Below are 12747 nucleotides of genomic sequence, written 5' to 3'. Positions count from 1 at the left end.
GGCCCGACCGCGCGGTCAGTCGTCGCGCTTCGCCGCCTCGGCGTAGGGGCCGAGGCAATGGGGTCTCCCTGAGCGGATCCGCCAGAGGGTCAGTCCGTCGAGGCTGGCGTTCGAGCCCTCGGCGGCCATGGATTCGTAGGACCTGGCCACGCCTCGGTACCGCCGGTTGTCCCTCATGAACACGTTCGGCATCGCCTCGCCCGGGCGCTCCGCGTTCCTCCCGGCGGCGGTACGCAGTGCCTGCCCCGTCCAGTACAGGGCGTCGTACGACTCCACCGCGAAGCGGTCGACGGGGTCCGAGGCGGCGAGCCGCCAGCGCTTGCGGTACGCGGCCGCGAAGGCCTTCGCGGCCGGAACCGTGTCGGGGTCGATGTAACCCGTCCCGAAGTACCAGCCCTCGGCGGCCGGACCCGCCACGGCGATGAACTCCGGCTGCAGCGCCGTCTCGACGCTTCCGCACGGGCCCCGGTAACCCTGCTGCCACAGGGCCTTGGCGCACAGGGCGGCCCTGCGCGGCGAGATCCCCACGTAGATCACGCCGGTCGGGGAGGTGGCGAGCGCCTCCCGGACCGCCGGACCGAAGTCCTCGCTGTCCGCCGCGACCTGGTGCACGGTGGCCGTGCCGCCGGCGGGAGGCGACTGCTGCACGGTCTGGGCGGTGAGCCAGCCGTAGGTGCCGGCGGCCCGGTCCTCGATGACCGCGGTGCGGTCCCGGCGGTGCGCGGTGAGGTAGCGGCCGAAGGGCAGGATCATCGCCTGGGCGTAGGGCCGCGCTTCGAAGTAGGTGCGCATGTCCGGCATCTGCCCCCGGATCGTCGTCCCGGAGGGGACCGACGCCGCCACGCTCAGCACCGGCACCTTCGCGTCGACGAGCGCGTCCGTCGTGGCGACGGCCGTGTCGGCGGTCGTCGGGCCGAGCACGGCGACCAGGGCCGGATCCTTGAGGAGGGCGAGGGCCCCGGCGGTGGCCCGTTTCGGGTCCCCACCGTCGTCCGTCACCTTGAGCACCAGGTCGAAGGGCCGGTCCGCGTGGGCGTTGAAGGTCTCCATGGCGAGACGCAGCCCGCGTTCCTGGGCGCGTCCGTCCGCCTTGCCCGGTCCGCTGAGGTCGGTGAGCACACCCAGCGTGTAGGCCTTTCTCGGCGCCCCCGTACCGCCGCCGGCTCCGGTCGCGGGGTCACGGCCGCCGAGCAGCCAGGCGGTGAGGCCTCCCGTGCCCGCGACGGCCCCGGCCGCGCCGAGGGCCAGGAAGCGGCGCCGCGAAGTCCCGGGCGTCTCCTCGGGGGCGAGGAGGGTCGGGTCGGCGACCGGCAGGTCCAGGACCCGCGACGAGCGCTGGGCGATCAGCGCGGGCAGGCCGGGCGGCAGCCAGTCGCCCGCGGCCGGGCCCTCGTACGGGCCGAGGGCGTCCCGTACCTCCGCGGCGCCGGGGCGGTCGACGGCGTCCTTGGCGAGACAGGCCTCGACCAGCGGCAGCAGCGGCCCGGGCAGCCCGTCGAGGTCGGGCTCCTCGTGGACGGTGCGGTAGACCACGGCGGCCACCCCGCCCGTGCCGAAGGGGCGGCGTCCGGTCAGTGCGTAGGCGAGGACGCAGCCGAGCGAGAAGACGTCGGCGGCCGGGCCGACCTCGCCCGCGCCCGCGATCCGGGCCTGTTCCGGGGCAAGGAAGCCGGGGGTGCCGATCATCGCGTCGGTCGCGGTGAGCGCGGTGGCGCCGCTGACCCGGGCGATGCCGAAGTCGATGAGGCGGGGCCCGTCGAGGGCGAGGAGGACGTTGCCGGGTTTGACGTCCCGGTGGACGAGCCCGGCCGCGTGCATGCCGTCGAGGGCGTCGGCGAGCCGAGCGCCGAGGGCCCGCACGGTCGGCTCGGGCAGGGCGCCGTGCAGGGCGACGGCCTCGGCGAGCGAGGGCCCGGGCACGTACTCGGTGGCGAGCCACGGTTCCCGGGCCTCCGGGTCGGCGCCGAGCACGCGGACGACCCAGCGGCCGGTGATCCGCTCGGCGGCGGTCGCCTCGCGGCGGAAGCGGGCCCGGAAGCCGGGGTCGGCGGCGTGCTCGGCGCGGATGAGCTTGAGCGCGGCGAGCGCGCCGCCGGCGGACCGGGCGAGGTAGACCACGCCCATGCCGCCGGTGCCGAGCCGCCCGAGGAGGCGGTAGCCGGCGAGGACGGAGGGGTCGGCCTTCTTGAGCGGCTGCACCGTCAGCTCTTCTTGTTCTGGGGCTCGTTGGGGGCGGCGCCGATGAACTTGTAGGCCCCCTTCTGCACGCCGTAGAGGAAGGTGCCGACGCCGGACAGGTCGCCGTTCTTGTCGAACGTGTAACCGCCCATGGCCCCGGTGTACTTCTGCCGGAGCAGGGCCTCCCACAGGCCCTTGCGGGTGAGCGGGCCCTTGGCCGCGCTCGTGGCGAGCCAGGACGTGATCAGGCCGACCACGTCGAAGGACTCTCCGGTGTAGAAGGCCGGAGTGGTGCCGTAGCGCTTGCGGTGGGCGTCGAGGAAGTCCTGGGTGAGCTTGCGGTCGGCGGCCTTCTGCTTGGTGTCGGCGGCCCGCTGGACGGGGTCGATGACGGGCGCGCAGACGAACCAGCCCTCGGCGTCGCTCCCGGCCTCCTTCAGGAACTCCGACCCGAAGACGTGCTGTCCGGTGAACCGGGGTCCGGTGAAGCCGAGTCGGTTCAGGGCGCGGGCGGCGAGCACGGCCGTGGAGCGGACCCCGCAGTGGACGTACGCGTCCATGCCGGCGTCGATCATCTCCGCGAGGATCGGGCGGTAGTCGGTGACCCGGCCCGGGACCACCCGGAAGTGCGGCTGGAGCCCGGCCTGTCGGAAGCCGAAGCGGGCACCGCTGACGTACTGCCAGCTGTAGTAGTCGTCGGTGCGCTCCTGGAGGACTCCGGGGCGGCGGACCTGCGGCAGCAGCGTCGTGGACCAGGAGAGGTAGGTGCCCGCCATGAAGTGGCTCGGGATGGCGCGCAGCACGGTCGTGTTCCGTGGACCGGCCTCACCGCGCAGAGTGAAGAGGTTGTAGCCCGCCGAGGTGGTGAGGAGCGGCACACCGGCCTCCTCGAAGGCGGGGAGCGCGGCGGCGCCGGTGTCGTCGGAGGTGGGGCCGAGCACGGCGATCACGGAGGGGTCGGAGGTGAGTCGGCGGGCGGCGGCGAAGGCGCCGCCGCGGTCCCCACGGTCGTCGGAGACCTTGAGTTCGAGGGTGAAGGGCTTGCCCTTGTGCACGGCGTTGAACCGCTCGACGGCGAGCCGGGCGCCGCGCTCCTGGGCCTTGCCGATCTCCTGGGCGGGGCCGGACAGGTCGGCGAGGACGCCGATGGCCCAGGTGTTCCGGGGTTTCGGCGCGGGGGGCTTGCCGTCGCCGGTGCCGTTGCCGCCGTCGCGCCCGGAGTTCCACAGGGCGTAGGCGCCGCCGCCGGCCGCGAGCACCGCGGCACCGGCGCCGAGCAGCAGGAAGCCGCGCCTGCTGGGCCCGGCCGGGGCGGCGGGGTCCGTGCCGGGCGCGGTCGGGTCGATGTCGGGGAGCGCCAGCATGGCCGCCGAGCGGGTGGCGATGGTGGCGACGACGGGCGCGGGCAGCCAGTCGGAGGGAGCTCCGGGGGTGTCCTCGGTGAGCCGGTCGGCGACCTCCTGGGCGGTGGGGCGTGCGGCCGGTTCCTTGGCGAGACACTGCTGTACGAGGTCGAGCAGCCGCTCCGGTACGCCGGCGAGGTCGGGCTCGTCGTGCACGGTCCGGTAGAGGAGCGCGTCCAGGGCGCCCGTACCGAACGGCGGGCGTCCGGTGGCCGCGAAGGCGAGCAGGCAGCCGAGGGCGAAGACGTCGGAGGCGGGGCCGATGTCGGCGGCGCGGGCCTCGGCCTGCTCGGGGGCGAGGAAGCCGGGGGTGCCGACGACCATGTCGGCCGAGGTCAGCCCGGTCTCGTCGGTCGCGCGGGCGATGCCGAAGTCGATGAGCCGGGGGCCGTCGACGGCGAGCAGGACGTTCCCGGGCTTCACGTCCCGGTGCACGAGCCCGGCCGCGTGGACGGCGGCGAGCGCGCGGGCGACGGCGCCGCCGAGGATCCGTACGCTCCGCTCCGGCAGCGGCCCGTGGGCTCGGACGGCCTCTCCGACGGACGGGCCGGGCACGAAGGCGGTCGCCATCCACGGTTCGGGGGCGTCGGGGTCGGCACCGGTCACGGGTACGGCCCAGGGGCTGACGACCCGGCGGGCGGCCTCGACCTCGCGGCGGAAGCGGGCCCGGAAGTCGGGCTGGTCGGCCTGATCGGCGAGAGTGACCTTGACGGCGGCGAGCGCGCCGGTGTCGGTGCGGCCGAGGTAGACGACGCCCATGCCGCCGGCGCCGAGGCGGCCGAGGAGCCGGTAGCCGGCGATCGTGGACGGGTCGGAGGGGAGCAGCGGCTGGAGCGCGGCAGGGCCGGAGGCGGGAACGGGCTCGGGCCCCGGGGCGGGCTGGGACGTCGGGCTCACGACGCGGCTCCCATCTGCTTGTTGACGCGTTGCTCCATGGCGACCTGGGCCTGGGTCAGGACGGCGACGAGGTCCGCGGTGCGGCCGGGTGCGCCCTTGACGGCGGTGGCGATGGTGACCTGGCCGATGCGGACCTGGTACCAGGTGTAGCCCTGCTGCCCCTTGAAGGCGTCGTTGACGTAGAGGCCGTTCTCGGAGAGGGAGTCGCTCACTCGGACGTTGCCGCCGACGCCGTAGGGCAGGCCGAGGGATCCGAGACCGATGATGCGTTCGCCCTGCCGCAACTGCTGGTCGGGGCAGCGCAGCGCCTCCTCCAGGGTCTCGGCCATCTCCCAGTCGGCGTCGGACTCGGTGCGGTGCACGGTGACGGTGGCGGCGACCCGCAGGGGGCCCTTGCCGCCGGCGGCCGGAATCTCGCTGTGGGCGGTGACGCTGGCCAGGACGGAGCGGGGCGGGGTTCCGGTCTCCCACGTGCAGTTCGCGTCGAGGACCGGCCAGGAGTCGGGGTCGCTGAGGTACGGGCTGCGCTTGACGAAGTCGGGGCCCCAGGATTCGGGCCCCGCCACGATCGCCAGCGCCAGGCGTCGGCCCTCGGCGGCGTTCTTCGGGACGCGCTTCGGGTCCGCGGTGAAGTCGAGGGCGGTGGGCGTGGGCTTCGCGGTCGAGGGCGCCGACGCGCTCGCGCTCGGTGTGCTCCGGGGCGGTTTCCCGTCGTCTCCGCCTCCTCCCGACGAGCAGCCCGCCAGGAGTGCCACACCGGCCGCCAGTGCGGCACCGGTGCGCAGCGTTCTTCCGTACGTGTCCCTCACGATTCCCCCACGGTCGCTCACACGATCCCCCGGTCGGTGAACGAGATCGTACGGCCCCGCAGATCAACTCGCCCGGGCTACAACGTCATTGGGACGCCGCACGCACCGTGTCGTAACGCACACGCGCCTCCTCGACCGCGCCCACCTGCTGTTCGGTCCAGCGGGCGAGCTCCCAGACCTGGCGGGCGGCCCCCTCGCCGAGGGGGGTGAGGCTGTAGTCGACGCGGGGCGGGATGACGGGCTTGGCGTCGCGGTGGACGAAGCCGTCGCGCTCCAGGGTCTGGAGGGTCTGGGCCAGCATCTTCTCGCTGACGCCGCCGATCTCGCGGCGCAGTTCGCTGAAGCGGTACGAGCGCTCCAGGAGGGCCGCGAGGACGAGGACGCCCCAGCGGCTGGTGACGTGCTCCAGGACGAGGCGCGAGGGGCACATCGGCTCGTTCACGTTCGGCGGCTTACTTACTCCCATACCAGTACCTTACTTCAAAGTGGGTACTTACGAATGGTTAGCGCCCGCCGTACGGTAAGTACGTCAGCCACCGCACCCCACGGGAAGAAGGAAGCCCCATGAGCATCGTCGTCACCGGAGCCACCGGACAGCTCGGACGTCTCGTCGTCGACGCACTCCTCTCCGGCGAGTCCGCCGTCCCCGCCTCGTCCGTCGTCGCCGTCGTCCGTGACAAGGCGAAGGCCGCCGACCTGGCCGAGCGCGGTGTCGAGCTGCGGATCGCCGACTACAGCCGCCCGGAGACCCTGGCGGAGGCCTTCGAGGCCGGCGACCGGGTGCTCCTGATCTCGGGCAGCGAGGTCGGGCAGCGCGTCGCCCAGCACCGCGCCGTGATCGACGCGGCCAAGGCGGCGGGCGTGGCCCAGCTCGCGTACACCGGCGTCCTCGGCGGCCCGGAGGCCGACTTCACGCTCGCCGACGAGCACAAGGCGACCGAGGAGCTGATCCTCGCGTCCGGCCTGCCGTACACCTTCCTGCGCAACGGCTGGTACTCCGAGAACTACACCGCGAACCTCGCCCCGGTCCTGGCCCACGGCGCCGTCGTCGCCAGCGCCGGCGAGGGCCGGATCGCCTCCGCCGCCCGCGCCGACTACGCCGCCGCCGCGGCCGCCGTCCTGACCGGCCCGGCCGAGGAGCACCTGAACAAGACCTACGAGCTGAGCGGCGACACCGCCTGGTCCCTCGCCGAGTACGCGGCCGAGGTCGGCGCCCAGACCGGCCGGGAGATCGCGTACAGCGACGTCCCCGCCGCGACCCACCTGGAGATCCTCACCGGCGCCGGCGTCCCTGGGCCCTTCGCCGAGATCCTCGTCGACGTCGACCGGGCCGTCGCCCTGGGCGCGCTCGCCCTGCGGACCGGCGACCTGACCCGGCTGATCGGCCGCCCGACCACCCCGGTCGCCGAGTCGATCAAGGTCGCCCTGGCCGCCTCGTGACGTTGTCATGACCGTATAGCGGTACGGGCATGACAACCCGCCCCGTGCGGCGCTACCTTCGACAGGACAGCGCGGCACAGGGCGGGAGGTCCGGTGAAGACGGAGACGAACGAAGGACGAGCAGGACTGCTCTACGGGATCGGCGCCTACGGCATGTGGGGACTGGTCCCGCTCTTCTGGCCGCTCCTCAAGCCCGCCGGCGCGATCGAGATCCTCGCCCACCGGATGGTGTGGTCCCTGGCCTTCGTCGGCATCGCGCTGCTCGCGCTGCGCCGCTGGGCCTGGATACCCGAGCTCGTGCGCAGCCCGCGCAAGCTCGGCCTGATCACCCTCGCCGCCGCCGTCATCACGGTGAACTGGGGGCTCTACATCTGGTCCGTGAACACGGGCCACGTCGTCGAGGCCTCCCTCGGCTACTTCATCAACCCGCTCGTCACCATCGCCCTGGGCGTCCTCGTCCTGAAGGAGCGGCTGCGCCCCGCACAGTGGGCGGCGGTCGGCGTCGGTCTCTCGGCCGTGCTCGTCCTGGCGATCGGGTACGGGCGGCCGCCGTGGATCTCGCTCACCCTCGCCTTCTCCTTCGCCCTCTACGGCCTGGTGAAGAAGAAGGTCAACATCGGCGGCCTGGAGTCGCTCGCCGCCGAGACGGCCGTGCAGTTCCTGCCCGCCCTCGGCTACCTCGTCTGGATCGGGACCCGGGGCACCCTGGCCTTCGGCCACCACGGCGCCGGCCACACGGCGCTGCTCGCCGCCACCGGCATCGTCACGGCCGCACCGCTCGTCTGCTTCGGGGCGGCGGCGATCCGGGTGCCGCTGTCGACGCTGGGCCTCCTCCAGTACCTCGCGCCGACCTTCCAGTTCCTGCTCGGGATCCTCTACTTCCACGAGGAGATGCCGGCGGAGCGCTGGGCGGGCTTCTCCCTCGTCTGGCTGGCCCTGACGATCCTCACCTGGGACGCGCTGCGGACGGCCCGCAAGAGCCGCGCGGCGGTCGAGGCGGCGGCTGCCGCGGCCCGTACGGAGACCGCTCCCGCGCCCTCCGTGACCTCCGCCCCCTGACGGGCGTCAGGCGTCCAGGAGGTCGTGCTCCCGGATCAGCCAGCAGACCGCCGTCAGCCGCAGGGTCGCGAAGTCGTGGCCGACGGGCTCGGTCCACTCGGCCTCGGAGAGCCGGTCGGTGAACCCGAGCACATAGTCGGCGAGCTCCTCCCGGCGGACGATCCGCCCCTCCGGGCCCCGCCGGGCCGGGAGCAGCGCGTCGCACACGGCGGCCGCGTGCTGGTCGACGGCGGCCACGAGCCCCGGCTCGAAGGAGAACTCCGAGAGCCGGGGCATGTACGTGGCGGCCACGTCGGTCAGCGGGCAGCCGGGCGAATCGTCCATCCCTCCACACTAGGGTCGTACGAGGGCGTTCAGGCCGTGACCTTGCTCGCAGCGCCCGGCGCCTGGGCCCCCGGCCTCTCCCGCCCGCCCGGCGCCTCGGCCCCCGGCCTCTCCCGCACGCCCGGCGCCTCGGCCCCCGGCCTCCGCCGCACCCCCGTCGCCGTGATCACGGCCCCGAGCGCGACCATCGCCACGGGCACGAAGAGTGCCGCCCGGAAGCCGCCGAGCCCGCCGCCCGCCATGCCGTACACCGCGGTCACCGCCGCGATGCCGACCGCCGAACCGAACTGGGTCGCCGTGGTGAGCAGTCCGCTCGCGAGCCCCTGCTCCTCCTCCCCGACCCCCTCCGTGCCGGCGATCGTGAGCGGCCCGTACGCGAGGGCGAAGGCGATCCCGGTGAGCAGCAGGGTCGGGAACATCGCCGCGTACGACCGGTCCGGGCCGACCGGCAGGAACAGCGCGTACGAGACGACGGCGAGGACGAAGCCGCCGAGGATCACCCGGGCGTTGCCGAAGCGGGCCACGAGCCGCGGGGTCAGCGTCGGCGCGAGGACCGCGTCGCAGCCCATGACCAGCAGGGCGAGCGCCGTCTCCAGGGACGACCAGCCGCGCAGCTCCTGGAGGTAGAGCGTGGCGACGAACTGGAAGCCGAAGAAGGAGCCGACGAAGAGGAGGGCGCCGAGGTCCGCGCGGAGCAGCGGGGCCCTGCGCAGGATGCCGAGGCGGACGAGCGGGGTGGCGGCCCGGCGTTCCACGGCGACGAACAGCCCGGCGAGGAGGAGCCCGGCGGCGAGCGCGCCGGCGGTGACCCTCCAGCCGTCGAGCCCGTGTTCCAGGCGGACGACCCCGTACGCCAGGAGGAGCATCGCCCCGGCGGCGGTGAGCGCCCCGCCGAGGTCGAAGCCGCCCTTCGCCCGGGCCGGGCGCGGCTCCTTCGGGATCAGCCGCAGCGCGGCGAGCAGGAGCGCGGCGGCGAGGAGGACGGGGGCGAAGAAGACCCAGCGCCAGCCGAGCTGGGTGAGCAGCCCGCCGATGACGAGGCCGAGCGAGAAGCCGCCCGCGGCGGTGCCGGCGAAGACGAGGAGCGCCTGGTTCCGCTGCGGCCCCTCCGCGTACGAGGTGGTGATGATCGACAGGGCGGCCGGGGTCATGAAGGCGGCGGCGACGCCGGTGACGAAGCGGGCCAGGATCAGGGTCCAGCCCTCGTCGGCGAGCCCGCCGAGACCGGAGAAGACGAGGAAGACGGTGAGCCAGCCGAGGAACATCCGGCGCCGTCCGAGCAGGTCGGCGGCGCGGCCGCCCAGGAGGGTGAAGCCGGCGTAGCCGAGGACGTACGCGGACATGACCCAGGCGGCGGTGCCGGTCGTGAGGCCGAGGTCGGCGCGGACGGTGGGGACGGCGACGGCGAGCATGGCGACGTCGATGCCTTCGAGGAAGATCGTCCCGCAGAGGACGAGGAGCAGACTCCAGGCGCGTAGGGGCACAACTGTCTCCAGGGCGGGATGGGTTGGGGTGGCCGGTTACGGATGTGAGGGTCGGTTCCCTCTTGTAACCACCTGCATCCTGCGGGAGCATCGGTTGTCATGGAAGAAGGCACTTCGAAGTACCCGAGTCACTGCGCGGGAACCGAGGGGGCCCACGGAGGCGACGGGGACCCCGATCCCTTCCAGTGGGACACCCGCGAGGACTGCGAGGTGCGGCAGATCCTCGACCGATTCGCCGACAAGTGGTCCCTCCTCGTCATCGCCCTCCTCGACCGCCGCGTCCTGCGGTTCACCGAGCTGAAGCGGGAGATCGACGGCGTCAGCCAGCGCATGCTGACCGTGACGCTGCGTCAGCTGGAGCGCGACGGCCTGGTGAAGCGGACGGTCCACCCGGTGGTCCCGCCGCGCGTGGAGTACGAACTGACCTCCCTGGGCGGCACGTTGCACACCACGATCCGCTCCCTGGTGACCTGGACCGAGCAGCACCAGAACGAGATCGCGGCGGCGCGGGAGGCCTATGACGCCCGGGAGGCGGCGGGGGTGGCCTGAGGAAAACCGGTGGCCCCGCCGGGGGCGGTCCCCGCACCCTGAGGCGCATGGAAGAACCGAAGTACCGGATCCGCGCGCTCCACACCGAGCGCACGGTCACCGTCTATCAGGCGTACCGGCCCGCGATCGGGCTGCCCGCCGCCCGCGACGGCCGCTTCCCGGACGTCTGGAAGCGGGACCGGATGACGTGGATCAAGCCCTCGTTCCTGTGGATGATGTACCGCTGCGGCTGGGGGACGAAGGAGGGCCAGGAGACCGTCCTCGCCGTGGAGATCAGCCGCGAGGGCTTCGAGTGGGCCCTGCGGAACGCCTGTCTCTCGCACTACAAGCACGGCTTCCACACCGACCAGGCGTCCTGGAAGCGGCAGTTGAGGCAGGCGCCGGCCCGGGTGCAGTGGGACCCGGAGCGCGATCTGCACCTCCGGGCCCTCCCGTACCGCTCGCTCCAGCTCGGCCTGTCGGGCGAGGCGTCGCGCCGGTACGCGGACGAGTGGACGGTCTCGATCACCGACGTGACGCCGCTCGCGCGGGAGGTCCACGGTCTGGTCCGGGCGGGCGACCTGGAGGCGGCCACCCGGCTCCTGCCGCGGGAAAGGCCCTACCCGGAGCGGGAGGGCCTCCTCGACCACCTGGGGGTTCAGGCCCCCGCGACGGAGAAGTTGAAGTCGCCGGTGCCGAGCAGCCCGTAGAGCCGCAGCCACATCGGCAGGAGCTGTTCGGCGGCGCGGGCGCTCGACAGTTCGCCGAGGTCGATGATCTGGTCGGCCGCCCAGCCGAAGGAGGCCAGCAGCTCCGCGACCACGGCCTTCGCGTCCGCGTCGTCGCCGCTCAGGAAGACGTGGTGCCGCCCCGGGACCCGGCCGGGCTCGACCATGACGGTGTTGGTCATGGTGTTGAGCGTCTTGACGACGCGCGCCTCCGGGAAGGCGCTCTGGAGCTGCTCGGCGACACTCCTGCCGTCGGGCAGACCGACCTTGGGCGGGAAGCCCTCCGAGAAGTCCAGCGCGTTGGACACGTCGATCACGACCTTGCCGCGCAGGTTCTCGGCGCCCGCGGCCTGGAGGACGGGCAGGGAGACGAGCCCGCCGGTCGCGTTGACGACGAGCTCGGCGGGGCCGGTCGCGTCGGCGAAGGTCCCGTGCGTCCCGCCGTGCTCCGCGGCCCACTTGGCGGCGTCGGCGTTGTCCGGGGTCCGGGACCCCATCGCCACCTCGTGCCCGAGGGAGACCAGCTTGGTGGCGAGCCGGCGCCCGACCTCGCCCGTTCCCAGTACGGCGATCTTCATGTGCGGGGCTCCTTCGAGACGGCGACGGGTCGCGGGAGCCCGACCCTAGTGCCTGAATCCCCGAATCCCCCCTTCCGCCGCCCCCTGCCGTCCCGCACCGCTCCCTGGTCACGCCTCCCGGCCGGAAAACCGGATGCCGCGACACCGGCCACCCGCCAGACTTCCGGCTGTGAGCGCCCTGAACGACACCCGGCCCGCCGAGCCGCCGCTGGTCCGCGAGGTGTACCCCGAACTCGTCGCCGAACTCGTCCGCCTCCTCGAAGAGGAGGGCGAACGGGACCTGTCCCTGATCGTGCGGGACGTGCGGCTGTACGGACCGTGCGGCTGCTCCGACGACTTCTGCCAGAGCATCTCCACCGCGGACCGCCGGCCGGGCACCCCGTTCGGCGAGGGTCACCGCTGTGTGCCGCTGCTCGCCGACACGGGGATGCTCAACCTCGACGTCGTCCACGGCCGGATCGTGTACGTCGAGATCCTCGACCGCCCGGCCATGATCCGCCGCGACATCCCCTAGGGGGCTCATCCGCATGGCGACCTTCGTCCACCTCACCCCCGGCGCGAACACGGCACGCGTCCGCCGGTCCGGCCTGCGGGCCGCCGGGCACGGCGAGCGGCGCGGGGTGTTCCTCTTCCCCGTCCTCCCCTCGTACCCCCTCACCCACCAGTGGCTGCGCGAGCTGTCCCGCCGCCCGGGACCGCGCGGGTTCGTCGCCGTGCACGTACGGCTGCCCGACGGGGAACCGGTGACCGTCGGCCGGTACAACGACCGCGCGCCGGCGCCGGTGACGGCGGCCGAGGCGGTACGGCGGACGGCCGGGGCGGCGGACGCCCGGGGCTGGGAGGTGTTCCTGCCGCGCTCCGTCACGCCCGCCGAGGTACGGCACATCCGGGCGGTCCGGCAGGTCAACGGGTGGCGCTATCTGCCCGACGCCCACGGCACTCCGCCCTGCACCTGCTTCGGCTGCCGGGAGCGCGGGAGCTACGGCTCGCGCCGGCTCGCGGAGCGGCGACCGCATCCCCTCGACGGGCCCCCGCCCGCGCCGCGCGTGCTCCTCGCGCGCGTGGAGGCGGCTCAGGCGCGGGGGGACGCGGCGGCGCTGTGCGAGGCCCTGCGCTGGTACGGGATGCGGCGACGCGGCCCGGTGGCGCGGCTGTCCGGGCTCGCCCAGCACCCCGACCCGGCCGTGCGGACCGCGCTGGTCGAGGCGGTGGCGTACTGGTCGACCCCCGGAGTGGACGCCCTGCTACGGGAGTTGGGCCGGGACGCCGACCCCGGGGTGCGCGAGGCGGTGGAGGATGCCACCGTCCGCTGAGCGAAC

The 12747-nt window shown here is 73.8% G+C and carries 13 protein-coding genes; 6 read left to right on the top strand and 7 right to left on the bottom strand.

Annotated features, from left to right (window positions below; translation table 11 throughout):
• Nucleotides 1-15 precede the first annotated feature (15 nt).
• The 4 genes from AB5J54_RS23535 to AB5J54_RS23520 form a co-directional block, all read right to left on the bottom strand.
• Nucleotides 16-2199 (bottom strand): bifunctional serine/threonine-protein kinase/ABC transporter substrate-binding protein, encoded by a 2184-nt coding sequence (locus AB5J54_RS23535; protein ID WP_369145901.1) that lies wholly within the window; start codon nucleotides 2197-2199, stop codon nucleotides 16-18.
• A gap of 2 nt (nucleotides 2200-2201) precedes the next feature.
• Nucleotides 2202-4406: a bifunctional serine/threonine-protein kinase/ABC transporter substrate-binding protein gene (locus AB5J54_RS23530; protein WP_369149434.1), complete on the bottom strand. Its 2205-nt coding sequence runs from the start codon at nucleotides 4404-4406 to the stop codon at nucleotides 2202-2204.
• A 68-nt stretch (nucleotides 4407-4474) separates the two neighbouring features.
• Nucleotides 4475-5287, bottom strand: a complete 813-nt coding sequence (locus AB5J54_RS23525; RefSeq protein WP_369145900.1) for a hypothetical protein — start codon at nucleotides 5285-5287, stop codon at nucleotides 4475-4477.
• An 85-nt stretch (nucleotides 5288-5372) separates the two neighbouring features.
• Entirely contained in the window at nucleotides 5373-5753 is a 381-nt protein-coding gene (locus tag AB5J54_RS23520) for a winged helix-turn-helix transcriptional regulator (RefSeq protein ID WP_369145899.1), read from the bottom strand.
• Nucleotides 5754-5851: 98 nt separating this feature from the next.
• Here AB5J54_RS23520 and AB5J54_RS23515 point away from each other — a divergent pair, with 98 nt between their 5' ends.
• Nucleotides 5852-6727, top strand: coding sequence for an SDR family oxidoreductase (locus AB5J54_RS23515; protein WP_369145898.1), 876 nt, complete (start codon nucleotides 5852-5854; stop codon nucleotides 6725-6727).
• Nucleotides 6728-6820: 93 nt separating this feature from the next.
• Entirely contained in the window at nucleotides 6821-7786 is a 966-nt protein-coding gene (gene rarD / locus AB5J54_RS23510) for an EamA family transporter RarD (RefSeq protein ID WP_369145897.1), read from the top strand.
• A gap of 6 nt (nucleotides 7787-7792) precedes the next feature.
• Here the strand turns inward: rarD and AB5J54_RS23505 are convergent, their stop codons facing one another.
• On the bottom strand, nucleotides 7793-8110 hold the full coding sequence (locus AB5J54_RS23505) for a DUF6401 family natural product biosynthesis protein (protein ID WP_369145896.1): 318 nt from the start codon (nucleotides 8108-8110) through the stop codon (nucleotides 7793-7795).
• Nucleotides 8111-8139: 29 nt separating this feature from the next.
• A complete protein-coding gene (locus AB5J54_RS23500) occupies nucleotides 8140-9594 on the bottom strand; it encodes an MFS transporter (protein ID WP_369145895.1) in 1455 nt (484 codons plus the stop codon).
• 99 nt (nucleotides 9595-9693) lie between these two features.
• Between AB5J54_RS23500 and AB5J54_RS23495 the strand changes: the two genes are divergently transcribed.
• Nucleotides 9694-10143, top strand: a complete 450-nt coding sequence (locus AB5J54_RS23495) for a winged helix-turn-helix transcriptional regulator (RefSeq protein WP_369145894.1) — start codon at nucleotides 9694-9696, stop codon at nucleotides 10141-10143.
• A 47-nt stretch (nucleotides 10144-10190) separates the two neighbouring features.
• A complete protein-coding gene (locus AB5J54_RS23490) occupies nucleotides 10191-10832 on the top strand; it encodes a DUF4291 domain-containing protein (protein WP_369145893.1) in 642 nt (213 codons plus the stop codon).
• Here AB5J54_RS23490 and AB5J54_RS23485 read toward each other — a convergent pair.
• Nucleotides 10781-11428 (bottom strand): NADPH-dependent F420 reductase, encoded by a 648-nt coding sequence (locus tag AB5J54_RS23485; RefSeq protein ID WP_369145892.1) that lies wholly within the window; start codon nucleotides 11426-11428, stop codon nucleotides 10781-10783. The two genes, AB5J54_RS23490 and AB5J54_RS23485, sit on opposite strands and share 52 nt — an antisense overlap.
• 169 nt (nucleotides 11429-11597) lie before the next feature.
• On the opposite strand from AB5J54_RS23485, the gene AB5J54_RS23480 reads away from it, so the two are divergent.
• Both AB5J54_RS23480 and AB5J54_RS23475 read left to right on the top strand, forming a co-directional pair.
• On the top strand, nucleotides 11598-11942 hold the full coding sequence (locus AB5J54_RS23480) for a hypothetical protein (protein ID WP_369145891.1): 345 nt from the start codon (nucleotides 11598-11600) through the stop codon (nucleotides 11940-11942).
• A gap of 13 nt (nucleotides 11943-11955) precedes the next feature.
• Complete coding sequence (locus AB5J54_RS23475) at nucleotides 11956-12741, top strand: HEAT repeat domain-containing protein (protein ID WP_369145890.1); 786 nt, start codon at nucleotides 11956-11958, stop codon at nucleotides 12739-12741.
• Nucleotides 12742-12747 lie beyond the last annotated feature (6 nt).

The sequence above is a fragment of the Streptomyces sp. R44 genome, from assembly GCF_041053105.1.
GTDB lineage: Bacteria > Actinomycetota > Actinomycetes > Streptomycetales > Streptomycetaceae > Streptomyces.
This window is presented reverse-complemented; position numbering and strand designations above follow the sequence as displayed.